The sequence below is a fragment of the Mesobacillus harenae genome (genome assembly GCF_013343715.1).
GTDB lineage: Bacteria > Bacillota > Bacilli > Bacillales > Cytobacillaceae > Mesobacillus_A > Mesobacillus_A harenae.
On sequence record NZ_JABUNR010000010.1, the window covers coordinates 80,137 to 106,672 of the forward strand.

The following is a 26,536-nucleotide window of genomic DNA, read 5'->3' on the forward strand; positions in this document are numbered from 1 at the left end:
AACTCCTCCTCTTTGCTGCTAATATGCTAGCTGGTACAATAAATCGACCAAAACATTCAATCCGTTTTCCAGATCCGTTTCCTCTGTGAATTCCAATGGTGAATGGCTTATTCCCGCTCGGCTAGGTACAAACAATAAGGTAGTTGGGTAAACCTTGGCAAAAAACTGTGCATCATGCCCAGCACCGCTGTTCATTTTATGGAAGGCTAGCTCGTTTGCTGTACAGATCTTTTGAACTAAACGATTAAGCATTCCATTCATCTGAACCGGCTTAACCTCGTGCCATTTTTGAATAGAAATCTCCAATCCTTTGTCTTTGGCGATTTCTATAAATTCCCTTGAAAAACATTCACAGAAAGCATGTAAAACAGATTCTGACGGATGTCTGGCATCTACGGTGAAGATGATCTCGCCAGGGATTACATTTGATACATTCGGTTTGGCGTGAATTTCGCCAACCGTTGCAACCAGATCCTCATCGTATTCTTTTGTAAATTCAAATAACTTTGTGATCATCGTTGAAACTCCATGAATTGGGTCCTTTCGCCATTTCATTAGTGTTGTTCCAGCGTGGTTGGACTCCCCGGTTACAGTAACGTGAAACCGTTTCTGTCCGACAATCGCCTGCACAATACCGATCGATTTTTGATAGTTTTCAAGAGTTGGACCTTGTTCGATATGTAGCTCAATAAACGTCTGAATATCTCTGCGGATCGGATATGGATGATCCGGCTCAAAACCTGCCCCTTTCATTGCCTCTCCAAACCTGATCCCAGCTGAATCTTGTAAGCTCTGAATATCCTGCATCGAGTATATTTTGGTCATCATTCCAGAACCCCAGCATGCAATAGGGAAACGGCTTCCTTCTTCCTCACAAAGGGAGACAGCTTCGAGATTGACGGCTGGCTTTCCATACTTCTGGCTAAGCTTTTCTATAGCGAATATGGCAGCAAGGATCCCATAAGCTCCGTCATATTTTCCGCCTGATTTAACTGTATCCACATGGGAGCCAACAAGAATGGTTGGAGCGAAAGGATCATCTGCAGCTAGCCTTCCGAACAAGTTTCCAATCGTATCATAGCTTGTTTGAAGGCCAACCGATTCCATCCACTCTTTTAGTGCCTGCTGCGCATCCTGCCAAGCTTTGGAATAAAGCGTTCTGGTCACCCCTCCTTCAGGCACTGCTCCGAACGATGCCAGCCACTCAATGGCTTCTTTTAGATTATCTGGAAATTGTTCCATTGCACACCTCCCTTAGGTTTAGATACAAACACCTGACTTTTCCTGTGATAAACCTGACCGGTCGTCATAAATAACCTTCCCGCGTAACATGGTTTTTTTTATTTTCAACTGAAAAGTCCTGTTTTCGTAAGGAGAAAAAGGATTTCGAAACAGAAATGATTCTTTATTGGCGAAGGTTGATTCATCCAAAGAAATGAATACCAAGTCAGCATCGATGCCAGCCTGGATACACCCTTTCCTGCTGCCTATACCGAACCTGTCTGCCGGATTTGCTGTTCCGAGCGGCAGAATTTTCTGAAGGCTGATTTTCCGCTTCAATGCTTCATCAATCAATCCTAGCCACGTAAATTGGACTCCTTGTATGCCGCCCCACGCATCCCAAATTGAATCTGTTGATTTCATCGAATAAAGGCATGGTGAATGGTCAGATCCGATCGTATCAATCCAGCCATTTTCCACGCAGTCCCACAGGGCTTCCACTTCATGTCTGGGCCTTAACGGCGGAGCGCATTTGAGGATAGCGCCTGTTTCTAAAAAATCATCTTCATCAAATATCAGATAATGAGGACACGTCTCAACCGTTGCATCGACACCGCTTCTTTTTGCCTGTTGAATTAATCCGACGGTCTTAGCGGAGCTAATATGAACAAAATGAACCGCTGTACCAAGTTTGGCAGCCAGGTCCAACGTATAGCTGACAGCCGATTGCTCCGCTGATACAGGTCTGCTCGCGAGGAAAGCTTTGCGCTCGTTCTTTTCCTTGCCGTTTTTATAAAAGCTTGTAAGTCTATTAATCACTTCATTGTCTTCTGCATGAAGGGCAAGCAGTTTCCCGTGATTCTTCGCTGCTATCATCGCCTGCTTCAAATCCTTCTTCTGAAGGAAGGGGAAATCATCGATTCCGCTATTACACATAAAAGCCTTCCAGGCGACAATCCCTTTACTCATTTGCTCTAATTCAGTTTCGTTTGAAAGATTGCCTCCTGTCAGCCCGCCCCATAGCGCATAATCGATATGGGATAGAGAAGTTAAGTGTTTCTTCTTGTTCATTAAATTAGAAAGACTTGTTACAGATGGAGCAGAGTTCAGCGGCATATCAAAAATGGTTGTTGTTCCGCCCGCCGCCGCAGCACGGCTCCCAGTCTCGATTCCCTCCCAATCCGTCCGTCCAGGATCATTAAAATGGACATGGGCATCAATAAATCCGGGAACAACAAGGCATCCCCCCGCATCGATTACATTGGCATTATCTTCGTACAATTTTTCAGTTTGATTTATTACCACTGCTGTTATTCGTTCACCGTTTACTTTAATGGCAGCTCTTTTAAACTCTCCGCCTGTGAAAACTATTCCATTTTTAACCCATTGCGTCTTTTCCATTTGTCCCTCCTAACTTCCCCGATACGTGCTGTATCCTCCAGGTGATATAAGCAGAGGAACATGGTAATGAGAGTTTGGTTCAGAAAGCCCGAAGCGGATAGGAACACAATCCAGGAATAATGGTTCTTCCGATGATACACCAAGCTTTCGATAATAATCCCCGACGTAAAAACGAATTTCATAGATTCCTTTTTTCATCGTGTCTTCCTTTAGAAGGGGTTCATCCACCCTCCCATCACTATTCGTACAGCTAGCTTCCACTAGTTCATATTGACCTTCAGAATCTAGCATCCACAATTCAAGCGTAACGCCGGCAGCAGGTTTTCCCTGGCTCAAATTAAGCACATGCGTTGTCAGCCTGCCGCTCATTTAGGTGAGCTGCCTTCAAATTCAAGGATGTCAGATTGTGTCATTGAAAACCGCTGGAATCCAAATGGCGGTCGAGGTTCAGTAAAGACTTTGCCTTCTGGAGAGGAGGGGATCTCATCAAGCACTGTTTCCCAGGTCCGGTTATTTGATTCAAAACTAACCGTTTCAAGTTGAGGAAAACGCTCTAATATCCTATAACCGATTCGATAGATTAAATTTTGTATGGATGGGGAATTCTCTTCATGGAAGACGGTATAAGCAATATCTCTTACCTGTTCTGCTGCAACATACCCTTCGGGCGTTTCTCCCCTAGCTTCTTCCAGATCCTTATAACGCCAGGCGATATTCAGAAAGATAAACAGCGGGCGATCATATGATTCAGGCAATGTTGTATACTCATCCTTAATATAGCCAAAAAATGAACTACCCTTTACCTTAATCAGCTTCAAATCCTTAAGGCTGCTGACATGGTCGATTGTTTCGATTTCACTGCCAGATCGTTTCAAATCAACGGAAGCACAGGCCTGCTCGTTTAATGAATAACGAAAGACAAGCTGACTCGGTTCATAAGTTTTTCCTGCTGATACAGGAAGCTCTTCAAAAGGAATTTGTTCACCAGAAACTTTGATCGCAGACATATGCTCATATGTTTCAAGAAAACGCAGACCAACGAATTCAAGAAATCCCTCTGCTGTTGACCCTTTATAATCCCCAGCATGCTTAAGAATGAAATTTTTCATTGAATCGGTTGCGACAATTGCATCATTGTCTCCCTCTTTAAAAGACGGAAATAGTACCTCTCCTTCGACTGCCACCTTTACATTCATCCCAAACAGTATATTGTTGCGGCCCGTAAAGGCTGATTCAGGGATGGTGCGAACGTTAGCAAGAGGTTTAGCATAAGTTCGGTAAACCCATACATCCTCTTTTCCATAACTCATTGTTCTAGTCATCAGGTATGCCTCCTTACAAAATGATATCGTTTAACCGGAATCCGGCAATTTTATATACTTCCTGCAAAGCAACAGCGAATTCCTCTTCTTGGTTCAAGGTAACCCGCTGCTTCATTGCGGAAAGAATGGTATCCTTGCTTTGGCCTTTGACTGCCTTGATAAAAGGGAATTCAAACTTTTTAACATAAGCCTCATTTAATGAGGTAAACACGGCAAACTCTTTCTTAGAGAGCTGATCAAGACCCGCACCCGCTTGTTCTTTTTTTGAGGCCTCTGTCAGTTTTAATCTGGTTCCTAAGTCAGGATGAGCACGGAGCAATGATAGCTGCAATGACTTTTCAGATTCCTCCACAATGGCAATCATTTGTTCGAGGAGCTTTTCCCGCGATGTTAGCGGCAGTCTTTCCCACGCTTTCTCACCAATCCACGGAGAGTGTTCAAACACCCAGCCGACTTTCCCAATAAATTCTTCTTTGGTCATTAGATTTATTTTTTCCATCCAACTGCACCTTCTATTTCATTCTCATTTAAGTTTTTAATTGCACGTTGAACTGCTCTGATAATTCCTCCATATCCTGTACACCGGCAAAGATTCCCGGAAAGCCCTTCTTTGATTTGCTCCTCTGTAGGATTAGCATGGTAATTAAGCAATGCTTTTACTGCCATAATCATTCCTGGTGTACAATAGCCGCACTGGAAGCCACCTTCCTCCAAAAAAGCAGATTGGATTGGGTCAAGGCTTCTTTCGGCCAACCCTTCTATCGTACAAATCGATGTTCCATTTGCCTGGTAGGCCATTACCAGGCAGGAATTAACCAGCTTGTTATCCATATGAACTGCACATGTTCCGCAGCGGCCAACCTCGCAGGAAAATTTAGTACCTGTCAGTTCCAAATCCTCCCGTAATAGATCAACAAGACGTGCTGCCGGTGCTACCGTTAATTGACGATGGAACCCATTTACCTCGAGTTCAAGCTCTATTTTTACTGGCTGTGGGGAGGGGGTTGCCATTATTACCTTCTTTACATCCATTTATCTCCCTCCATAAAGCTCACTTTTTCAAGAATAAGTTCTGGGGAGACGGGAAGCTTGTTGATCCAGCAGCCTGTCGCATTATAAATGGCCTGAGCAATCGCGGGAGCAACGGCAACAGTCCCTATTTCACCAACCCCTCGAGGGCCGAATTCATCTCCTTCATATAACTCTTCAACTGCTTCAGTAATCATTTCGAATGGAACGTCAAAGATGGTTGGGATCAAATAAGTATCAAAGTTATCGTTAAGATAGATTCCCTTTTCGATGATGGAATGTTCCATCAGGGTATATCCGAGGGCCATTGCACCCCCTCCTTCAATTTGCCCGCGATACCCCATCGGACTGACAACAGGCCCCGCTGATACAGCCTGTTCCATACCCGTTACCTTCACCCTTCCTGTTAGAATGTCCACTTCCACTTCGACAATCACCGCTGCAAAGGCATATAGAAAATGGCTTCCTGCAACTGTCGCATCAGGACTCACTGGGAAATCAAATGAAGTCTGAACAGAGATCGAACGGTCTTGGACTAAGGCGCTGGCAAGATCAGCAAAAGAAAGGTACGCTTCGCCAGACTGTTGAGCATCTTTTAGCCAGATCCCCCCAGGTCCCATCTCCATTCGATTAGCAGGGGTTCCTGTCGCTAGTTCCGCCAGATCAATCATCTGGCTTCGGAAGGAATCCTTCATTTTCTGCAATGAGTGCCATACCATGCTTGTTGCCCGCGATGCCGTCGAGGAACCTGAAACAGGTACCAGATCCGTATCGCCGATAACGATGCTGATATCTTTATCCAAGCAGTTAAATTCCTCCAACAATATTGTTTCAATCACTGACAGAAGTCCCTGCCCGCACTCCTCAAAACCAAAGGCAGCCGCAATTTTTCCATCCTTTGTAAAAGAAAGCCTTCCCCCTGCAGGATCCATCCTCCCGGCACCAAGCCCTCCGCCGTGCATGGTAATAGCTGCACCGGTCCCTCTTGCCTTCCATCTTTCGTTAAGATCCCCTTTCTCGTTTCTCAAGTCAGCTCTTTTGAAAAAGGACTTTTGAATCGCTTCAAGAACATGAGTAGCGCCATTGGTCGGAGCAATACGTTGCCCTAATGGTCCTGGGTCCTCTGCTTCCCTTAAATTCAAGCGACGGAATTCTAAATAGTCAATCTGCAGCTTTTCGGCAAGGCGATCCATCTGTCCCTCCAGGGCAAATGTTATTTGGTTTCCGCCAAAGCCTCTGAATTCACCAGCAACACCATTATTTGTAAAAACGGAAAGTCCTTCTGTTTCCATATTCGGAATCTTATATGGACCAGAAACATGCTCCACCGCAAAATCCAAAATCGCCGGGCCCAACGTGGCATAAGCACCAGTATCCGCAATAATCTTTACCTTGTGGGCAAGGATTTTTCCATTTTTGTCAGCACCTGTTTTCACAGTGATTTTCATAGGATGACGTTTAAGGCCTGCCTTGACTGATTCTTGTCTGCTTTGGTGGATTTTAACTGGGCAATTTGCTGCTAAAGCTAATAAAGCTCCATACGGCTGAATGTTTAATTCATCCTTCCCGCCAAATGACCCGCCCATCGGACTCGAAACAATTCGGATATCTTTTTCCGGTATATTAAGAATTCTTGATAGCTGAAAACGATCTTTAAACCCATGCTGAGTCCCAGCATAAACGGTGATTTTTCCTCCCGGTTCAGGAACTATTACCCCGCCTTCAGTTTCCATGTAGGCATGCATCTGTCTTGGAACGTCATACGTTTCCTCAATGATCACAAAGCTTTTTTGAAAACCATCCTCCACATTCCCTATGCTGTAGCCCGCCCGGTGCAGGATATTGCCATCGGGGTGAAGAAGGGGGGCACCTGGTTCAAGTGCTTTTTCCGTACTGTCAATAACAGGAAGTCGACGATAGTTCACCTCAATCAGTCCCAATGCCTTTTCGGCAATTTCCTCTGTATCTGCAGCAACCGCTGCAAGAGCATCGCCAACGTAGCGGACTTTGTCTTTGCAGAGCACTGGCTGGTCTGGAAAAATGATTCCGTACCCGTTCAGGCCTGGAACGTCCTTATAGGTAACCACAGCTCTGACGCCAGGAAGCTTTCTTGCTAGATCGGTTGAAATCGAGACAATCTCAGCGTGCGGTTCTGAGCTTCTTAAAATTTTTCCGTACAGCATATTAGGAAAGGTTAAGTCAGTCAGGTATTTTATTCCCCCGGTCACTTTACCAGGACCATCAGGACGGATTTTCCCTTTCCATTCTTTTAAACTTGTGTTCATTAGCATAAAGTCCCCCTTTATCCCGCTTTTCCAACAATTCCGGAGACAATCAGATTCGCAGCCGCTGCTTTTTTATAGCCGGCAGAGGAAAACGGATCAGTGTTCACATTCATTTCGTCTTTAATTGTTTGTATGGCTTTAGTCAATAACTCGTGGCTCAGGATACAGCCATTAAGGACCTGTTCGGTATGAATAAACCGTTGCGGCGGAGATGTACTGCCGCTTGCAGCCAAACGGATTTCCAGTATCTCGTTTTGTTCACTGGTGCGGCAATAGCCTGCAACCGTTAAAATGCTTGGCGAAAATGCTTCCCGGTGCCCAAGCTTTTTATAGAAATATTGCCCATTGTTTACTCCATCTGTTTCAGGCACTAAAACATAAACAAGAATAAGATTTTTTATGGAACTTTCCATTCTAATGTAATCGGATAGTAAAGTAAGGAGTATTTCTTTTCCATCAAATAGAGCCAGACTTGCATCCATTGCTAGCAATGCAGGGATAGAGTCGCCAAACCGGTTAGCAATATTCCCGCCAATCGTCGCTTTATTGCGGACTGCTGGAGCTGCAATTGATCCGGCAGCTTCCGTAAGAAGAGGAGCAGAAACAGCTATTTCTGAATGCTGTCTGCATACATCCAAAGAAGTTAGGGCACCAATCCTGGTTACCGCTTGCCCATGAATAGGACTTTTTATGATACCCTGCATTTCTTTTATACGCTCAAGGCTAATTAGATTAGCTGGACACTCGATTCCTTTCTGCCAATGAGTCTGCATAAGAGTTCCACCGGCAATATACTGAGCATCCGGACCGAACCGGTGTTTTAGCTGCCATGCATCTGCCAGGTTTTCTGGCATCCAAATAGCTGGTGAATCAATCATGACTGTTCCCTGTCTAATCATGGTCTACCCCAGTCCTTTCATTGCCTCGTAGTCCTCCGCTGTATCAATATCGAAAAAATCTGAAGCATCGTTATAATCGATAAATAAGCCTTTCGCTGAATATTTTTGTAAAAGCCTTCGGGCTCCTTCGTCCCCTTGCAGTCTGAGCAAGTCAGGGACTGCCCTAGGTGAAAAAATAATTGGAGGTCGAGGTATCCCTTGAAACCGGGCTGCAACAAACCATTTATAGGGATCATCCTGACAGTGCTTTTCGTATTTAGAACATAAATCGTTGATCGTGCTAACGGATATAAATGGCTGATCAGCCAGGAGAACGAGGATTCCCTTTGGCTTTCTCTTTAAAGCAGCATTCAAACCGTATAATAGGGAATTGGCTTGGCCTTTACTAGAATTCGGGCATTCCGCCTGTGACCATTGTCCGTATAGAGTAGGCTCGAACATGGAGGGCGCTATCCAGTAAAGTCTATCTCCTTCTCTCGTCACAACGATCGTATGTTTTACGCTAGTTTGAAGTGCTTTCTGGATTGATAAACCTCCTACTGAACACGTTCCAAGCGGCAGAGATAACTTATTCGCTCCCATCCGAGCGCTCTTGCCTGCGGCTAGAACTACAGCAATGATTTCGTTTTTATTATTCATGAGCTGATGGCCCCTTCCGCTTTTTTAACTCTTTGCCGCTGGATCAACTCGGCGACAATGCTGATCGCAATTTCCTCCGGCCCCTCTGCTTCAATCGCGAGGCCAGCCGGGCTTGTAATCGCTGATGGAATTTCCTCGCCGTTTAGTAATCTTTGTGTTCGCTTTCGCGGACCAAGAACCCCCAAATACGCAAGCTCCTTATTCCTTATATGTTGCAGAATTTCTTGATCCCTTTGAAATTGGTGAGTCTGGATTAAAACAGAATCATTTTTTGAAAGCTTAAGTCTGTTCATGATTTCGCGAGGAAACCCTACGATACATTCATTAGCAGATGGGAATTTCGCTTCCCTGCATAATTCATCCCTCCAATCAGCAACTGAAACAGAAAAACCGGCTGCTGATGCAATCCTAACGAGTGGAATAGCATCTGCTCCTGCACCAAAAACAATTAAGCGCGGTTTCGGCCGAAACGAGTGAACGTAGATTTCCGCCCCCAGGTCTGGCAAATACCTTATCCCGCTTTTAGGAGTTTTGTTATGAAATATGGCTATAGCCCTTTTCACTACCTTAGGTACTCCACCATGCCATTTCCCAAAAAGCTGTCCATCATCTGAAAGAAATAGATAGTCGGAAACAGTCCCTCCAATGGTTAATTTCTTTATAATCGTTACTCTGTTACCCAAATCAAGCTGGTATTTTAATTTGCGGAGCTGATCATAGAAGAAGGCATCAATCGGTTCCAAAAGAACCGTGACAGCTCCATTACACCCAGCACCTTGTCCCCATAACGAGTCATCCTCTGATTGCATATCATACTTGATTGTTTTCGCTACGTTTTGTTGTATCACTTCAGAAACCTGGCAGGAAAGATCGTTTTCAAGACAGCCTCCACTTAACAACCCTGTTTTTTCACCATTTTCTCTGAGCAGCATCGACGTTCCTTCTTTTCGATAGGCGGATCCATCGACCTTAATGATTGTAGCGAGAACAGCTTTTCCGGATGACAAAAATAAGGCATTAAGTATCTCATGTATCCCTTCCATTTTAGCCACTCCTACTTTTCTAAATCTTGCGAATGCTTTATTTCATTCATATTAGCTAAAACAAAAGGCACTCGCTACAAACATGTTAAGAAATCTCACACGCTTTTGCCTTCATTTTCTAAAAATTGCATGTATACTTGCCTTAGCTATTTAAAAAGGACAAAAAAAGACATAATCCTCAACGGAGGAATTATGCCTTTATTCAAACAGTTTATAACGGTTAATCCTTATTTAATCCAAAGGGTAAATAATCCCTCTGTTACACCAAGATTATACATATAATAAATTCCAAAAGCGGAGCTGATAAGACCCGTCCCTTGAAGGAGAACTTTGTTTACACTGCGGTTTTTGGAACTGACCATAAACGGAATGCCAAGGATCGTCGTAAAAGCTAGCATTCCTACTACCGTCCCTAAGCCAAATACCAATATGTAAAGAACACCCTCCCAAACATTACTGACTGTTGTCATCGTTAATAAGATCATTGCGGCACTCCCAGCGAGCCCGTGGATAAAGCCCATGAATATGGATTTATTATACGGAAGAGAGTTTAGTTTAGCTGAGCCTGAACTGGTTGAACGGACCTTTTTAATTGCAGACAAACCGAAGAATACCAGCATGATGCCCACCAAAAACTCGAGTGACATCGCCCATATTTCAGGTATATCTCCCTTTAAAAGCATAATAGAAATTCCTACTAAAAATAAGGTCAATGTATGGCCAATCCCCCAGAACACACCGATTAACGAAGACTTCCAAAGTTTATTACTCTCACCAGCAACCGTCGATACGGCTATAATGTGATCCGGTTCAATCGCATGTTTTATCCCGAGAAAAAAACCGAAAATCAAAATAGAAAATAATCCTGCCTCTTCCATTGGGCAACCTCCTGTTGTAAGTTTATATTTTAAAGGAAAGAGAGTACCCGCCTATCATTAAAGAGATTAATATTTTCGCCATCTTACACTTTCCTTTCCTAGCAATTCCTTTCTGGCAAATGCATGAGCATGCTCAATCAGCTTTTCAATAGTGCCTGTATTTGAAGCAAGGATACGCACCATGAGTCCACCCTCCGGTAAGGCCGACAAGCCAAACCGCACCTCTTCAAACTTATCTGCAAGTGTCTCATACAGCGTGTCCAGGAATTCCTTGCTAGCTTTTTGGTGAAAAATAAGAAATGTTCCTACATGTGTATAATGGTCCATCTGCATCATTCCAGCCATTTCATCATCCGGCTCAAGCATCAGATGATCAAAAATGAGCAGTTTTTCCCCATTAAAAACTTTAAGCTTGGAACGAATCCAATCGTATTGAAAGAAACTTCCATCTTCAGCCCAACCAGGTGTGATAATATCGCTGAAAAACAAGCATGATTCCTCTTCCAACTGGACTGATGTTTCCTGGATAAAGCGCGCACCTTCATAGGCAATTAATGGATCAGGGAAAAATTCCAGAACACTGCCTTTTCCTAGCCTTACGTCCATTCTTTGGTAAACTGGCTTTTTAGGTGTTCTATATACCTTTGTTGAAGACTGGGTTGTAACCGCTAACTCTGCCCCATCTTCGACAGCCAAACTCGTAATATATGTATCTCCATCTACATATCCTCCTCCAACATGAATTAGATAAAGAGATGGTGAGTTTTCTTCCAGATAAACCGGGCGGGTCAATTTTAAAGCACCTTCATAATAACAGGACGAAATAATAGTTTTTTGGTCCTTTTTTTTAGCCTGAAGTTTAAGGACTCCTGTATAGGTCATCATTCCAGTCCGATTAGCAGGGCGTTCTTCTTAATCCAGGCAACCACCTGATCTAGACCCGTTTCATCTTTCAAGTTCGTGAATATAAATGGCTTCTCCCCTCTTGCTGCAATCGTATCCCGCTCCATAACTTCGAGGCTGGCACCAACATAGGGAGCCAAATCAATCTTATTGATAACAAACAGATCTGATTTAATCATCCCTTGTCCGCCTTTTCGTGGAATCTTTTCTCCTTGTGCAACATCAATAATATATATCGAAAAATCAACGAGCTCAGGGCTGAAGGTCGCAGCAAGATTATCTCCTCCGCTTTCAACGAAAATTAACTCAAGATCCGAATGCAATTCCTTTAATTCATCAATTGCAGCAAAATTCATTGAGGCATCCTCCCGAATTGCTGTATGGGGACACCCCCCTGTTTCGACTCCCATGATCCGGTCCTCAGGCAAGACCCCGTTTTTCATAAGAAACAGCGCATCTTCTTTTGTATAGATATCGTTTGTTACAACTGCCATACTTAATTCTTTTTCCATGGCCCTCGTTAACTTTTCAACTAGCATCGTTTTCCCTGCACCAACAGGGCCTCCAACTCCAATACGAATCGGTTCCATGTTAAACTCACCTTCTCCCCAAAATTTTAAGACATAAATAAACGTACATGCATACGCTCATGGCGCATTTGAGCAATTTCCAGCCCTGGACTTACTGCTCCAAAATCATCTTTTATCAGCCCAACGATCATTTTCACGGCTTTATCAATATTTGGCTGAATGTCAACCATGATCCTTTGCCCATCCGTTTGTCCGAGTGGTATACCTCGAACACCATTTTGGACTAGCGAGGAAATACTGGCGAATAAGTAGGTGCCAATTGCTGTTTCCTCGGGGACTTTCAGGTGATGGGCGACCGCCGCAAATACTATTGCTGAATGGCCGCTTGCTCTTTTTTCCTTTATCGCAGTTAAGTAATCAATTAAAACAGGGGACGGATAAAGTTCGACACACAGCTTTGCCATTCGTTCGCCTATCCTTCGGTTGCCCGTTCTCGTTTCCTGAGCAAGGGTTGACACGAATAGCAGCCGGTCTGCTTCAAGCAGGTCTCCTTCAGCCTTTCGATCCAATGCTTCATATGCTAGGCTGCAGGCTAATCCATCAGTGAAAACAAGTTGTTTTCGCAAATAAACAGTCAGAGCCTGTGCAAAACTCGCTTTATCCGTAATCAATTGTTCCTGAATATAGGTTTCAAATCCGAAAGAGTGAGAAAATGCTCCAGATGGAAAATTCGAATCACATAACTGAAGCAAGGGAAATAAATGATTAGTCATGACTATGCCCAATATGGCGAAACGCTTTTCTTACCTTTCGATTTTCCCGCTGATAGGGTATCTCTAGCTTTTGCAGCAGTTCTTCGACCAAATAATCATACTGTACAAGCATCTCGTCCCCTTCAAACTGTGCAGGTAAATGACGATTCCCAAGCTGATGGGCAATGTCCCCCATTTGCCCAATCGAAGTTGGCTTGATCGTTATTAAATCATCGTCTTTAACTGAAATGACAATCATGTTTTTTTCATCCATATAAAGGACATCCCCATCTATCAGCTCGCGGTTTTCCTTTAAGCGTACTCCCAGCTCTTTCCCGTGATCTGTTACAACACGCTGGACCCTTTTCACCAAATCATCACTTTGCAAATATACGCGCTCGACGTGCGGAGCTCTTTTCGATAGTGAAGCAATATTTCCAACTATTTTTTCTATAATCAATTTTTTCACCTCAGAATAAAAAATATCTTTGTGCCATAGGGAGCACTTCAGCCGGCTCACACGTGATCAGTTCACCATCTACCTCTACTTCATATGTTTGCGGATCAACCTCAATAACCGGTGTTTCTCCATTAAAAATCATGTCTTTCTTTGTAATCGTTCTTGTTCCTGACACAGTTTTCACTAATTTGTTGAGCCCTAGATCTATATGGACGCCTTTTTCGTAGGCTGCTTTCGAAATAAAGGTAATGCTAGTTTTGTATTTGGCCTTCCCAAAGGATGCAAACATGGGACGGTATAAAACAGGCTGTGGAGTTGGAATGCTGGCATTCGGATCCCCCATTAGACTATGGGCAATCATGCCTCCTTTTAAAATTAGTTCAGGCTTGACTCCGAAAAAGGCCGGGTCCCAAACCACTAAATCTGCAAATTTCCCAACCTCGATTGAACCAACATGCTCGGAAATACCATGGACAATCGCGGGATTAATTGTATATTTAGCAATATAGCGTTTCACACGAAAATTATCTCCTACGCCTTGATCTTCTTTCAGCTTTCCTCTTTGCTTTTTCATCTTATCGGCCGTTTGCCATGTACGAGTAATCACTTCTCCAACACGGCCCATTGCCTGCGAATCAGAGGAAATCATACTAAAAACCCCTAAATCATGTAAAATATCCTCCGCTGCTATCGTTTCCTTACGAATTCTCGAATCAGCAAATGCGATATCTTCAGGAACACTCGGATCAAGGTGATGGCACACCATTAACATATCTAAATGTTCTTCTAGTGTATTAATCGTGTACGGGCGGGTCGGATTGGTGGAAGACGGCAGAATGTTCTGGAAGCTCGCTGCTTTGATAATATCCGGTGCATGCCCTCCGCCTGCTCCTTCTGTATGGTATGTATGGATGACGCGCCCATTAATGGCAGTGAGGGTTTCCTCCAAAAATCCTCCTTCATTAAGGGTGTCAGTATGAATCGCTACCTGGACATCATACTCATCGGCCACCTTTAGGCTTGTATCAATTGCTGAAGCAGTGGTTCCCCAATCCTCATGAAGCTTCAAACCAATTGCGCCCGCTTCGATTTGTTCCTTTAACGCCGATTCACTGGACGAATTCCCTTTTCCCAAAAAGCCTAAATTCATAGGAAACTCTTCAGCAGATTCAAGCATCCGGTGAATATTCCATTCTCCTGGTGTACAGGTGGTTGCCTTCGTGCCAGTAGTAGGGCCGGTTCCACCTCCGAGCATGGTGGTTATTCCAGACGATAAAGCCGTTTCTATTTGCTGAACAGCAATAAAATGAATATGAGCATCAATTCCGCCTGCCGTTACGATCATACCTTCAGCCGCAATAACTTCTGTTGAAGCTCCGACCACAATTGTAATATTATCCATAAGCAAAGGGTTTCCAGCCTTGCCAATAGCAGCAACCAAACCGTCTTTGACACCAATATCCGCTTTATAAATTCCTGTATAATCCACAATAATAGCATTTGTTAAAACTAGGTCTACAGCTTCATCTCGGCCAGCCAGGGGATGCTGCCCCATTCCATCGCGAATTACCTTACCGCCGCCAAACTTTACTTCATCACCGTAGGTTGTATAGTCTTTTTCAATTTCAATAAATAGCTCTGTATCCGCCAGGCGGACTGCATCTCCTGTCGTTGGACCGAACATGTCAGCGTACTGCTTTCGAGGCATATGAAAGCTCAATTAGCTCTCCTCCTTTACTGCGGAACCATTCGTTAAATTATTTAAGCCAAAGATTCTTCGTTCACCTGAAAAAGGGGTGAGCTCTACTTCCTTTTCATCTCCTGGCTCAAACCGGACTGCTGTTCCTGCCGGTATACTTAAATGCAGACCAAATGCTTCGGCCCGGTCAAACTTCAGCGATTTGTTTACCTCAAAAAAATGAAAGTGTGAACCAATCTGAACAGGGCGATCACCGACATTTAATACTTTGATCATGAAGGTTTGCTTACTTTCATTGCATAAGATCGGGTCTTTTTTTAATATGTATTCTCCGGGTATCATTGCTTTCCCCTCCTTTTATCGAATTGGATCGTGCACGGTTACTAGTTTCGTCCCATCCGGAAAAGTTGCTTCAACCTGAATGTCAGGAATCATCTCTGCTACACCCTCCATGACATCCTCTCTTGCAAGAATGGTTGTACCGTACTGCATTAATTGCGCAACGGTTCTCCCATCACGGGCTCCTTCAAGCACTTCATATGTGATAATGGCAATTGCTTCAGGATAGTTTAGCTTTAACCCCCGGCTCTGCCGCCTACGGGCAAGATCAGCCGCCACCACAACAAGGAGCTTTTCTGTTTCTCGGGAAGTTAGTTTCATTTTCAATTCATCCCCCTTTCATGAAAATGCAATAGCGTAATTAAACCATACACCTTACGTAAGTAATCTTAACTACTCATGTTATAAAACCTAACATATAAATAAAATACCATTTATTTTACGGTTTGACAATACGGTATTTTCAGAAAAATCAACCATCAATAAAAAAGCTGCCCTTATTGAAGGCAGCTGCGATTGTTTAGGATAGGGATGTAAGCCCTTCCATTTTTTAAAAATCTCTCTATAGCTTTTCCATCACAAATTTATGATGCAGCTGTCTTTCTAATTTTTCTAAATTGCCTCCGTCTGCTACAAAAGCTTTAAGATTTTCAGCCATTAGCAAACCAGATTGTTTATCCACATGCTTGACGTTTAGCAGCCGTATGATTTTCACAATGTCTGGAGTCACATCTCCGCGGTGCAATTTACCCGGTATTTTCTTCCATAATTTTTCCCACTCATCTAAAACTTCAATCTCTGCAAAGTATTGCTTTTGTAAACCGCATAACCAGCCAACACATGATGTATTGCGCTTTTGACAGCCTTCATTTTCGCTTAAAAACTTACATCCCTGGCAGCATGTGTTTCCACTGTTAATACATACTGTGCAAATTTCATTCGCCCCAACTTCCTCAAACACTTTCAAGCCATACTCGATAAGCTCGTTCTTTTCTATTTCCATGCTTATGATCGCCCACTTTATAGGTTTATGAAAGATAATAGGGGTATCCTTCCCTTATAGCTGCATTTTCACTATTAATGGCCTCAATATAGAATGAAAATAAATACCGTAACAAAGTCAGCAGTAATCTGACTTTGCTCCGGTTTAATTCCACACAGCCAGTGTTAGAAGAGGGGTGCTTTGGAAAGTCAAACGAGTGGCTAGAGACTTTTATAAGATTGTCTCTAACATGACATGCCCGCTATTATTGTATTCCTTTTCCATTTTGAATTTTAAACAGCCGCGGTTAAGAGGAAGAATCAGTTGCCAAAAGACAAAATTGAGCTTTATTTACCTTCTTCATCCAGAAACTTTTCAATCGTTTTTTGTTGGCCATTTTCCGTAAAAATAAAGGTGACAGCTTCGCCATCATGTAATGATTGAACCTGCTGTATGGCTTCATCGCTAAGCTGAAACGCTGACTTTGTATGATCCATACTGATTTCGACAGTATGAGGATCCATTTGGCCGACTAGCAGACCTGTCCCTTTTGAAACCTGTGAGTTTTCGATAATTATGTCCATCAAGACCCGAGTATCCTCTTTATTAGCTGTTAAGAAAACCTCAATTACATAACGTCCATTAGGAAGGTCATTTATTCTGAACTCATTTTGCAATTCTTCATCTACCTCTATTTTCAATTCCTGAATAGCTTGTTTGGATAACACTTCATCGGAAAATTGTTTTACTTTGTTTCCAGCTTCATCGTATAAAATATAGTCGGCTTGTAATCCATTTGAAAAGGTAAGTTCCTGTATTTCACCTGATGTATTTTTAACTTTGTAGGTAATGACCGTGACACCATTGTCTTCCTTTGTTTCAATGGTTGTATGAAATATTGTTGCAAGTTCTTCTTTTTGAGGGGTTTCTGCACTTGCTTCTTGTGGGCTGACATTAGGATTGCTTCCTCCGCACCCAGCTAAAAGCCCAATTAGTAAAAATGAACTCATCATATAAAACATTTTTTTAGTGGCCATTATCTTATCCCCTTTAATTATTTTATCGTTTCAGCATTATAGTCGTATAAATGGAGTTTAAAGTTACATTACCAAGAGAAACTTTAAATAGTTAGTTTTCACAGCAAAAAAAATGCCTGAACCCGCTTTAAAGGGATCAGACACTTTAGATTGTAACTGAATTACCACCAGAAGAACGGAAGGAATGCCAGTGATGTGATTAAACCTATGGCGATTCCCCCAACAAAGCCACTCCCAAAGCCGTAACCTGGACCATAGTACCCTCCGTAGCCAAAACCGCCATAGTTCGGCCTCCCGCCAATAGGCCGGAGATAGACTTTACCACGTGTTACTCTATCAATAATCCCTATATGGGTTCTCCCATCTCTCGTGCGAATGCGTACACTTCTTCCGATCCCGCTTTTGCACATATTATAGTATTGATTTGCAGCCAATTTCTTCACCTCCACCCATTGCTGTTCCATACCATCATATGAAAGATTTTATGAGCCGAAATGGACAAACGTGTAGGGCCTAAGCGGAAATCTATAAATGATCTATGTTTGTGTATAATTTTAGTCACTTTGATAGTTGTTTTGAATTCCTTATGATAGGTCATTGTTTTCATTTATATGTAATTTGGGTATAATGAACCTATAGAACCACGTATAATAAAAAAGACCGCCGGTGCTGGTAACACCGAACGGTCGATGCAATACAAGGTTCCCTTCAAGGGGATCAGCATAAAAGCAGAAATAATCCACCTTTTGCCGGTTAGCTCAAGGGTGGATTATTTTTTTTGGTTAAATGACAAAATTGATACGATTAAGCTTGCAAAAGCACATGCAAACATTAGCGTTTCAAATACCGTCACAGCATCACCCCCTTTCATGGGGTAATGCTGACCACCCTTGAGATTCCTATACTATTGCTGCTTAATTATACCACATTTAACAGAACGTACGCTCTATAAACAGGTTCCCTTTAAATCCTGTTAATAACTCTCCAACGAAAATTTTTTTCTTAAGAACAATCCAGGAAAGTCCCAACCCTGCTAGTTTCTCCTTGGAATCACCGGCTGCTCAATTCCGTATCTCTCTCGAAAAGTGTGACTCAAAAGTACAAGCGACTCAGCCAAGTCCTTTAGTCTTCTAAGAATGTCTTGGTCGGTTATCTCCCCATTTGTAAAATGGTCATTATGGGCGTAAACCCCGCCGGGCACAACAGGAGATCGAAAATAACTCGCCAGTGGATGGAGCTGATGCTCAATCGCCAGATAATGATGGTACGTGCCCCCAGTAGCGATAAAACCGATGGCTTTCCCTTTTAGACTATCGTTCGGGATTAGATCAAAAACATTTTTCAGAGCACCTGTAAGTGATCCTCTATAAATCGGTGTTCCGATGATAAATGCATCAGCATTTATCACTTTTTCAATGACAGCTTTTGTATCTCCCCCATAGCTCAAAGGATCCCTGCCATCACAAAACTGCAAATCATAATCTGCGAGATTGATTACTTCAACATCAGCGTTCGTTGCTTCCTCTAAAAATTGAGCAGCTTTCTTTACCGCTGTATACGTTTTGGACCCTGACAGACTGCCTGAAATAGCCAGTACCTTCATACAAGAACACCGCTTTCCCGAAGTTCCTTTTCCTTTTGTTTTACTAGCGGAATAACTTCCTCGCCAAATCGCTGCAAGTCTTCTTCATAATGGAAATGCCCGGTCAAGACGAGGTCAACTCCTATTTTCTTTAGTTCAATTATTCTGTCTGCAACTTGTTCTGCTGTGCCAATTAGGCCGGTTTTAAAGCCGTCATTGTATTGAACAAGATCCTCAAACGTGGAGTTCGCCCACATTCCGTCTTTGTTTTTAGTGGATTGGCCAGCTTCCTTTACAGCTTCTCGAAAGCCTTTAACAGCATCATGGTCTGCGTTTGCTACGATATCTCTAAGGAGCTGAACAGCCTCTTCCTCTGTTTCCCGTACAATAGCAAACCCGTTGACAGCAAAATTTACCGTGCGTCCTTCAAGGGCAGCTAGCTGCTCAACTTCCTCAATTTGCTTCTTAAAGCCTTCTATTGTATTACCGTTCATGAAATAATAATCCGATACTCTAGCCGCCATCTTTTTGGCAGCTGATGAATTTCCTCCTTGGAAAATTGGCAAGTCTCCTCCTTGAACAGGTTTTGGTTTAAAGGGCGCTTCGTTAATTTCGTAATAATCTCCTTGGTATGATGTCGTTTCCTCTGTCCATAGAGACCTCAGCACCTGGATAAATTCTTCAGACCGACGATACCTTTCATCATGCTCTAACCACGGCTCTCCATATCCGGTAAATTCCTGTTTGAACCAGCCGCTTACAATATTTACGGCAGCCCTTCCACCGCTGATATGGTCTAAGGTAGCAAGCATTTTAGCATAAACAGCAGGATGCCATAAGCCTGGGTGGACCGCTGAAATTAATTTTAGTTTACTTGTTACAGAGGCGAGAGCAGAGGCCAAAGTAATAGCTTCAAGCTGGTTCTCGGCTCCGTAACTTGCAAAGAATCTAGTTTGGAGGAGTGCATAATCATATCCGTATTCTTCTGCTGTTAATGCATATCTTTTATTGGCCTCGAAGCTCCAATCTGTGTTTTGCTGATGCTTAGAAACAACAAGTCCTCCGCTTACATTTGGAACCCAGTATGCAAATTGTAAATTTCCCATAATCGATCGTCTCCTTAAAGTTTGGTAGACGAACGCCGCTGTCAATGATAAAATTTTCATTGATGACAAGAGCGTCCGTTTTGATAGGCTGGCGTCTGTTCATCATAGAAGAGGTGTTGCAGCACCTCTTCTTTTTATATTCGGTTTCTCTTTAAAAACCTGCTTGTCATAGTCTTTAAATACACTTAAAAATAAACAAAAACCCCCTCTGCTCATAAAGAGAGAAGGGGTTAGAACAACAAAATTGTACTTTCCACCTTCTCATCTTCGGAATCGTCTTACTTCCTCTGAATTTGGCACCGGGCATAAAAAATGCTGGTTGCCGAGGTTTCGCAGGGTCAGTCCCTCCACCTCTCTTGATAAGAAGAATTGTTACTATTAACTTATAATTTATATCATAATAGTCTGAATTGTGTTCGTCAATACATTTATATAATATTATGAACTTTAGAACGACATTAAAACAGATTTTAATTTAAAAAGAAGTTGTAACACTAATGGGCGTTAAGCAATAACCCATTTTACAGTTCTTTATCCTCTTACAGACTTTAGGACTGGTGTAAGTTTCATAGCCAGCAAAAGGTCTCCCTCAACTTTTATCTGCCCCATCATAAAGGCCAATTGCGGGTTTAAATTTCCACTTGCCAGCTTTAAAAAGTTTTCAGAAGAAAGTTTTAGCGTACATTGGGATTCGAATTGATCATCTTCACTAAATTCAATTTGACCATTTTCAAACTTTAGCTGGTAAGAAGCTTCTTCTTTTCCACTGACATCAAACTGGTATGTTGAATTTATTCCCTCGATTCCCGATGGATCCGCCTTAATTTTATCAACCAAACCTAGTAAAGCTTCCTTTGTTGGCATATGCATCCTCTTTTCTACTCTAATCTTTCGTTACAAAACGCAGACTTTGACTGTATGCGTTTCCTTATAGGCTAAACAAGTTTTATTCAACTGTAACTTTTGCTCCGATAACATCTTTTAAAATACTTTCAATCACTTCATCAGGGAGCCTTAATCCTACACCTGACGGATCTAGCTGTACCGCTGGGATCAACTGAGGGATTACCGCTGAGTCAATTTGATACTCAGCAAAATCCTCAGGCAATCCAATGTCTTTTCTTAGGCTTGAAATCGTTTCAATACATTGAGCAAGACATTCTTCTGGATTTGCTGCTGGATTTTCAACGCCAATCGCTTGAGCAAATTCGCTTATTTTTCTTAAGTAGAGGGCTGGCAGGTTTCTCATTACGTTAGGCAATAAAACTGCAATAGCCAGACCGTGCGGAATTCCATACTTAGCCCCTAATGTATGGGCAACATTATGAACAGGGTTCTCGCCAAATGTCAGCACAAAGCTATTAATGGCAAGTGTACTGCCCTGCAGCATATTTGAGCGGGCGTTGAGATTTGTACCCTCTGCTACAGCCGTTCTCAAGTTTTTCACTATCAACTTTAAGGCATGCAGAGCAAGTGCATCCGTCATTGGATTGGCTTTTGAGGTAAAATAACCCTCAACAGCATGAGAAAGAGCATCCATGCCTGTAAATGCTGTCACTTTAGCTGGTAATCCTACTGTTAAGTCGGGATCAAGGATGGCAATATCTGCAGTTATATATGGGTTTAACAGATTGCATTTAACCCCCATCGCTTCATTAAATATTACTGATATCGGAGAAACCTCTGCTCCAGTTCCAGCAGTGGTTGGAATCGCGATATGTGGAATTCCGATTGGCTCGGCTGCCGGCCATAGCTCTATGATGTTCCCTCTTAATGCATCAGCAATATTGTTTATTTTCTTGTGAAGGGCCCACTTAATTCCTTTCACAGTATCTAAAACACTTCCTCCACCAATCGCAATAATTGAATCTCCGTTACACTCTTTATAGTATTGAACACCATTGTTAATGTTAGATGATTTGGCGTCCTGCTCAATATCATCAAAAACTCCGGCTAGTTGGATCCCTGGAACTGATTCAAATATATCAATGATTTGCTGTGTCAAACCAGCATTTGTCAGCCCTTTATCAGAATACAAAACCGGTCTCTTACCACCTAAACCTTCAATTAAATCAGGAGTTAATATACGCGTGCCCGAACCGATCCTTAGAGCAGTTCGCTGGGAAATCTCTGAATAAGAAGTAATTTTCAAATTTATCACCTGCTTGGGATATTTTTAAACAAAAACGGATAACGCTAAATAGTACTTATAAAAAACTAGAATAGAAGCTTAAGTGCTGGACGCTGATTGTTTTCCGTAGTAAGTGAGGTATGAATATGTTTGGTTTCCGTATACTCATCTAACACACTTATTCCGAGTTCACGACCCACGCCACTTTGCTTATATCCACCAAAAGGGGCGTCATTTCTGAACATATGCCAATCATTAATCCAGACTGTACCTGCTTTAATTTTAGCTGCTAATTGATTTGCTTTTACGACATCGCGGGACCAAACTCCTCCGGAAAGGCCATAAATCGTATCGTTCGCTATTTTAATCGCTTCTTCCTCAGTGGAATAACGGATAACAGATAAAACAGGGCCGAATATTTCTTCACAGGCAATTTTCATATCATTGGTAACATTGGCAAAAATAGTTGGTTCGATATAGTACCCTGCATCAAGACCAGGTCCAGTTGCCCGCTTGCCTCCGCATACTAATCTTGCACCTTCATCAATCCCTGACTGAATATAGGAAAGAACGGTTTCCATTTGCTGTTTTGAAACAACCGGACCCATTCCAGTTGCTGGATCTAAAGGATTGCCAAGTTTTATTTGCGCACTCATAGCTGCTAACTTTTGAACAACTTCATCGTAAATGGAGTCATGAACGATCAAGCGGGTACTTGCCTCACAAACCTGACCTGAATGGAAAAACACACCGAGCAGAATGCCCGGGATCGCAACTTCCAAATCAGCATCCGGCAAAACGAGGGCTGGAGCCTTCCCACCTAATTCGAGTGTAACCTTTTTAACCGTTCCAGCAGCTTGCTGCATAATAGTTTTCCCAACCTCAGTCGAACCGGTAAATGCCACCTTATCAACTTCCGGATGAGTAACAAGTGCTTCTCCAACAGAGGAGCCAGGCCCTGTAACAACATTAAAGACACCAGGAGGAAGGCCGGCTTCAACCGCAATCTCAGCCAATTTTAAGGTTCCAAGCGGTGTGTTTGAAGCTGGTTTTAAAACAATTGAGTTGCCCATAGCCAAAGCAGGAGCAATTTTCCACATTGCTAACACTAATGGGAAATTCCAAGGAGTAATCGCAGCCACGACACCCATTGGCTCACGGACAATTTGATTTCTGCTTGGGCCTAATGCATTGACCAGCGGCAAAGTTTCCACGTATTTGTAATCAACAGCATAATCTGCCGTTTGCTGTAATGATAAAACCAGCTGCCTAATATCTGCGCCGCCTAATTTACGTAAAGTGCCGCCCGAACTGATTGCTTCTAAGTAAATAAGTTCCTTTGAATGCTCAATAATCTTATTTGAAAATTTGACAAGAACCTGCGCCCTTTCCGCCGGTGTTTTTTGAGACCATACACCAGATTCAAATGTCCTCCGGGCATTCTGAACAGCTTCATCGACTTCTTTTTCAGATGCCTTTGCTACTTTAGCCACTACTTCACCTGTAGCGGGATTGATTACATCAAAGGTTTCTCCACTGCTTACCGGTGTCCATTTACCGTTAATAAAGAGTGGGAATTGCTGAACCATTGTTTCTGTGCTCATACGTGAACCTCCCTATTTTTTCCATAAAAAGTGATCAATTATTAAAAAACAACTTCTGTTTTATAAATCTCTTCCATCGTTTTGCCCTGAGCACGCTTCAGTACTTCAATTCTGACATTTAATTGCTTCATCATAAAATCAAGGCCATCCGATTTCTTTACACCAAATGGACTTACTTCGCCTGGCCGCATCGTTTGATTCATCTCAACAGCAATTGGCATTAAGTCTGACAGTTTTTCTAATATGTACTCTAGCATACTAGAATCCTCTGAGATTAGCCTTTGCAGCAAGAATGTACCAAAGCCAATGTGTCTTGCTTCATCTCTTTTGATATTTGTAATTCCTTCAAGAAGTCCTGGCATTTTATTAATTTTTACGAGACTCTCATAAAATGACCAATATCCGGTTTCAGCAAGCACCCCTTCTGCAAACATATTGTAAGTAACTGAAGCATCAGCAATCGCTTTAGGAGACTGATCCTGAAATAGGCGTTCCATTGTTTGCGGCAAGATTTCATCGAACAACTTTCTGTAAGCAGGAGAATGTAATGAATTCAATTCCCGTTCAACGCCAACATTTTTTAAGAACAAGTTAAAAAAGTCAATATGTTTTGCTTCTTCATATAAGAAGCTCGTTAAGTACATTTCTTCTTCCATTGACCCTGTTTTTGAAATAGCATAGATAAGCGGCAGAATATCATGTGTGACCGCTTCCTCAGCACTATAAAAGAAAGAGATTAATTGTAGAAGAGAATCGCGCTGCTCGTCTGGCAATGAATCCCAGTCAGCTTTGTCTTTACTAAAATCAATGTCTCTTGGGTCCCATGCCCCAAACTTTTTAGCCTTTTCGAATAATTTATAAGGAAGTGAATCTCGGTTAAGACCTGTTTCACTAGTCGTAACATAATATCTCATTATTTTTCATCCCCTTCGTTTATTTTAGTTTTTAGCACTGTTACAGCTAACTGTTGATAAATGATTCGTTTAACTCGCTTGCATTGATGGAATATAAAACACCTTAGATCTAACCTCCTGTTTGAGGAGATCACCCCCTTTACGTAAACTAGGCTCCAAAGCCCATTAAGTGATACTGGTAAAACAAACTTATCTATTTTTCAATGGAGCTTTCAAAATTTTTCCTGTCGCATTTTTAGGAAGCTCTTCAATAAAATAGATTTTCCTAGGAACCTTATAATGGGCAAGCTTCTCCTTACAGAAAGAGATGATTTCTTCTGGTGTTTGCTCTTCCCTTGTAACGATGTAGGCTGCTATTTCCTCGCCAAATGTCGAATCGGCTTCTCCAATAACAGCACATTCAACTATGTTAGGGTGAGTGTATAATACTTCCTCTATTTCACGAGGATACACATTGTACCCACCGCGGATAATCATGTCTTTTTTTCGATCAACAATGTAAAGGAATCCACGTTCATCCTTTCTAGCCAGGTCACCTGTATAAACCCACCCATTGATGATTGCTGCTTTTGTTTCTTCTTCTTTTTTGTAATAGCCTTTCATAGCATTTGGGCCTTTAAAAATAATTTCCCCGACTTCCCCCACAGGAACTTCCAGCCCGTTTGGATCAACAATCTTTAGATCAATACCTGGCAGCGGGAGTCCCACAGAACCATGCTGTTTTTCTGAATTGGGTGGGAAGCAGCTAAGCATGACGGTACTTTCTGTTTGGCCGTAGCCTTCGCCAAGATCAACACCCATTGCTGTGTTAACTCTTTCCATTATCTCTATTGGAAGACTCGCACCTCCGCAGCCAGCCAGCCTAAGGTGAGAGAAATCCAAATCTTTTATCTGGGGAAGGTTAATAAACATTGTGTACATGGTAGGTACCCCCAGGAACACGGTTATTTTATTATCCGCGATCTTTTGCAGGATCACTTGTGGGATAAAGCGTTCTTCTAAATACATCGTGGCCCCTTTTAAAACACATTGCATCAAGCCTTGGAGTTTAGCGTACGCATGAAATAAAGGAAGAACAACAAGCACTCTGTCACCCGAGGATAACTCAGTCATTTCAGAACTGGTCTTCGTCATCCAACCCATATTTCCATGCGTAATTAACGCTCCTTTTGGTTTTCCAGTTGTTCCTGATGTGTAGATAATTTGAGCGTTATCATCTTCCCCTTTTTCCTCAAGAAAGAAATCCGAGGCTTCACCCTTAATCTCATCCCAAGAAAGAAAGGATTCATCATCTGGAATGGAAAAAACCATTTTGACCCTAGGTATACTTGGCTGAGCTTTTTTTACCTCCGCCAATCCTACTTCATCAACTACCAAGGCAATTGCGTCTGAGTCGTTCAAAATATAAGAAATTTCCTGTTCCTTAAAGGTCGGGTTGATTGGAATAACCGTTGCCCCCAGTGACAATAAAGCAAAATAGGCAATAGCATATTCAGGCTTATTAGCGATCATTAAACCAACGTGGGAGTTGTTCTTAATTCCATACTTTCTGAATCCAACCGCTTTTTCCTTAACCATTGCAGTTAACTCTTCGTAGGTGATTTGTTCATCTCTAAAAACAATCATTGGCTTATTCGGGCTTGTGTTGGCCGTATCCAGCAATAGTTGAGCAATATTCATGACTCAATCCTCCTTAAAGATTTCACGAAATGTATTCGTTTCCATAATTACTTATAAGGCAGCAAACCCAAACTTGTAAGGCAGCTGTTTCTTAGCCTCG

28 protein-coding genes and 1 riboswitch are annotated in these 26,536 nt (G+C 42.4%); all 28 genes read right to left on the reverse strand.

Going from position 1 to position 26,536, the window contains the following annotated elements:
- Positions 1-18: 18 nt before the first annotated feature.
- A complete protein-coding gene (locus HRJ06_RS13430) occupies positions 19-1,242 on the reverse strand; it encodes a M20 family metallo-hydrolase (RefSeq protein WP_174733448.1) in 1,224 nt (407 codons plus the stop codon).
- Positions 1,243-1,260: 18 nt separating this feature from the next.
- On the reverse strand, positions 1,261-2,622 hold the full coding sequence (gene allB, locus HRJ06_RS13435) for an allantoinase AllB (protein WP_174733449.1): 1,362 nt from the start codon (positions 2,620-2,622) through the stop codon (positions 1,261-1,263).
- A gap of 9 nt (positions 2,623-2,631) precedes the next feature.
- Positions 2,632-2,991, reverse strand: coding sequence for a hydroxyisourate hydrolase (gene uraH, locus HRJ06_RS13440; RefSeq protein ID WP_174733450.1), 360 nt, complete (start codon positions 2,989-2,991; stop codon positions 2,632-2,634).
- Positions 2,988-3,944: a factor-independent urate hydroxylase gene (pucL, locus tag HRJ06_RS13445; RefSeq protein WP_242035245.1), complete on the reverse strand. Its 957-nt coding sequence runs from the start codon at positions 3,942-3,944 to the stop codon at positions 2,988-2,990. Before pucL ends, uraH begins: the two co-directional genes overlap by 4 nt.
- Positions 3,945-3,957: 13 nt before the next feature.
- Positions 3,958-4,443, reverse strand: coding sequence for a 2-oxo-4-hydroxy-4-carboxy-5-ureidoimidazoline decarboxylase (uraD, locus tag HRJ06_RS23290; protein WP_242035246.1), 486 nt, complete (start codon positions 4,441-4,443; stop codon positions 3,958-3,960).
- Positions 4,431-4,976, reverse strand: a complete 546-nt coding sequence (locus HRJ06_RS13450) for a (2Fe-2S)-binding protein (RefSeq protein WP_174733451.1) — start codon at positions 4,974-4,976, stop codon at positions 4,431-4,433. The genes uraD and HRJ06_RS13450 overlap by 13 nt, the downstream gene beginning before the upstream one ends.
- On the reverse strand, positions 4,967-7,258 hold the full coding sequence (pucD, locus tag HRJ06_RS13455; RefSeq protein WP_174733452.1) for a xanthine dehydrogenase subunit D: 2,292 nt from the start codon (positions 7,256-7,258) through the stop codon (positions 4,967-4,969). The genes HRJ06_RS13450 and pucD overlap by 10 nt, the downstream gene beginning before the upstream one ends.
- A 17-nt stretch (positions 7,259-7,275) precedes the next feature.
- The gene (locus HRJ06_RS13460) at positions 7,276-8,157 is read right to left on the reverse strand and encodes an FAD binding domain-containing protein (protein ID WP_174733453.1); all 882 of its coding nucleotides are present in this window, start codon (positions 8,155-8,157) and stop codon (positions 7,276-7,278) included.
- A 3-nt stretch (positions 8,158-8,160) separates the two neighbouring features.
- A complete protein-coding gene (locus HRJ06_RS13465; RefSeq protein WP_174733454.1) occupies positions 8,161-8,796 on the reverse strand; it encodes a nucleotidyltransferase family protein in 636 nt (211 codons plus the stop codon).
- Positions 8,793-9,839: an XdhC family protein gene (locus HRJ06_RS13470; protein WP_174733455.1), complete on the reverse strand. Its 1,047-nt coding sequence runs from the start codon at positions 9,837-9,839 to the stop codon at positions 8,793-8,795. The genes HRJ06_RS13465 and HRJ06_RS13470 overlap by 4 nt, the downstream gene beginning before the upstream one ends.
- A 227-nt stretch (positions 9,840-10,066) precedes the next feature.
- On the reverse strand, positions 10,067-10,717 hold the full coding sequence (locus HRJ06_RS13475) for a sulfite exporter TauE/SafE family protein (RefSeq protein WP_174733456.1): 651 nt from the start codon (positions 10,715-10,717) through the stop codon (positions 10,067-10,069).
- Positions 10,718-10,783: 66 nt separating this feature from the next.
- Complete coding sequence (locus HRJ06_RS13480; RefSeq protein ID WP_242035247.1) at positions 10,784-11,509, reverse strand: urease accessory protein UreD; 726 nt, start codon at positions 11,507-11,509, stop codon at positions 10,784-10,786.
- Between the two features lie 89 nt (positions 11,510-11,598).
- The gene (gene ureG / locus HRJ06_RS13485) at positions 11,599-12,210 is read right to left on the reverse strand and encodes an urease accessory protein UreG (RefSeq protein ID WP_174733457.1); all 612 of its coding nucleotides are present in this window, start codon (positions 12,208-12,210) and stop codon (positions 11,599-11,601) included.
- Positions 12,211-12,236: 26 nt separating this feature from the next.
- Positions 12,237-12,923 (reverse strand): urease accessory protein UreF, encoded by a 687-nt coding sequence (locus HRJ06_RS13490; RefSeq protein ID WP_174733458.1) that lies wholly within the window; start codon positions 12,921-12,923, stop codon positions 12,237-12,239.
- Entirely contained in the window at positions 12,916-13,362 is a 447-nt protein-coding gene (ureE, locus tag HRJ06_RS13495) for an urease accessory protein UreE (RefSeq protein ID WP_174733459.1), read from the reverse strand. The genes HRJ06_RS13490 and ureE overlap by 8 nt, the downstream gene beginning before the upstream one ends.
- A 10-nt stretch (positions 13,363-13,372) precedes the next feature.
- Entirely contained in the window at positions 13,373-15,082 is a 1,710-nt protein-coding gene (ureC, locus tag HRJ06_RS13500) for an urease subunit alpha (RefSeq protein WP_174733460.1), read from the reverse strand.
- Positions 15,083-15,403, reverse strand: a complete 321-nt coding sequence (locus tag HRJ06_RS13505) for an urease subunit beta (protein WP_174733461.1) — start codon at positions 15,401-15,403, stop codon at positions 15,083-15,085. It lies immediately after the preceding gene.
- Between the two features lie 15 nt (positions 15,404-15,418).
- Positions 15,419-15,721: an urease subunit gamma gene (locus HRJ06_RS13510; protein WP_174733462.1), complete on the reverse strand. Its 303-nt coding sequence runs from the start codon at positions 15,719-15,721 to the stop codon at positions 15,419-15,421.
- Between the two features lie 241 nt (positions 15,722-15,962).
- Positions 15,963-16,403, reverse strand: a complete 441-nt coding sequence (locus HRJ06_RS13515) for a DNA mismatch repair protein (protein ID WP_174733463.1) — start codon at positions 16,401-16,403, stop codon at positions 15,963-15,965.
- 326 nt (positions 16,404-16,729) lie between these two features.
- Complete coding sequence (locus HRJ06_RS13520; protein WP_174733464.1) at positions 16,730-17,419, reverse strand: BsuPI-related putative proteinase inhibitor; 690 nt, start codon at positions 17,417-17,419, stop codon at positions 16,730-16,732.
- A gap of 161 nt (positions 17,420-17,580) precedes the next feature.
- On the reverse strand, positions 17,581-17,853 hold the full coding sequence (locus HRJ06_RS13525; RefSeq protein WP_174733465.1) for a hypothetical protein: 273 nt from the start codon (positions 17,851-17,853) through the stop codon (positions 17,581-17,583).
- Positions 17,854-18,452: 599 nt separating this feature from the next.
- A complete protein-coding gene (locus tag HRJ06_RS13530) occupies positions 18,453-19,022 on the reverse strand; it encodes an NADPH-dependent FMN reductase (RefSeq protein WP_174733466.1) in 570 nt (189 codons plus the stop codon).
- Positions 19,019-20,107, reverse strand: a complete 1,089-nt coding sequence (sfnG, locus tag HRJ06_RS13535) for a dimethylsulfone monooxygenase SfnG (protein WP_174733467.1) — start codon at positions 20,105-20,107, stop codon at positions 19,019-19,021. Before sfnG ends, HRJ06_RS13530 begins: the two co-directional genes overlap by 4 nt.
- A gap of 258 nt (positions 20,108-20,365) precedes the next feature.
- A riboswitch (SAM riboswitch) is annotated at positions 20,366-20,473 on the reverse strand.
- 165 nt (positions 20,474-20,638) lie between these two features.
- A complete protein-coding gene (locus tag HRJ06_RS13540; RefSeq protein WP_174733468.1) occupies positions 20,639-20,971 on the reverse strand; it encodes an SCP2 sterol-binding domain-containing protein in 333 nt (110 codons plus the stop codon).
- Between the two features lie 82 nt (positions 20,972-21,053).
- Complete coding sequence (locus HRJ06_RS13545; RefSeq protein WP_174733469.1) at positions 21,054-22,259, reverse strand: iron-containing alcohol dehydrogenase; 1,206 nt, start codon at positions 22,257-22,259, stop codon at positions 21,054-21,056.
- Between the two features lie 65 nt (positions 22,260-22,324).
- Entirely contained in the window at positions 22,325-23,842 is a 1,518-nt protein-coding gene (locus HRJ06_RS13550) for an aldehyde dehydrogenase family protein (RefSeq protein ID WP_174733470.1), read from the reverse strand.
- Positions 23,843-23,883: 41 nt separating this feature from the next.
- Positions 23,884-24,756 carry a R2-like ligand-binding oxidase gene (locus HRJ06_RS13555; protein ID WP_174733471.1) on the reverse strand — a complete coding sequence of 291 codons (873 nt, stop codon included), beginning with the start codon at positions 24,754-24,756 and terminating at the stop codon, positions 23,884-23,886.
- A 189-nt stretch (positions 24,757-24,945) separates the two neighbouring features.
- Positions 24,946-26,436, reverse strand: a complete 1,491-nt coding sequence (locus tag HRJ06_RS13560) for a class I adenylate-forming enzyme family protein (RefSeq protein WP_242035248.1) — start codon at positions 26,434-26,436, stop codon at positions 24,946-24,948.
- Between the last annotated feature and the right edge of the window lie 100 nt (positions 26,437-26,536).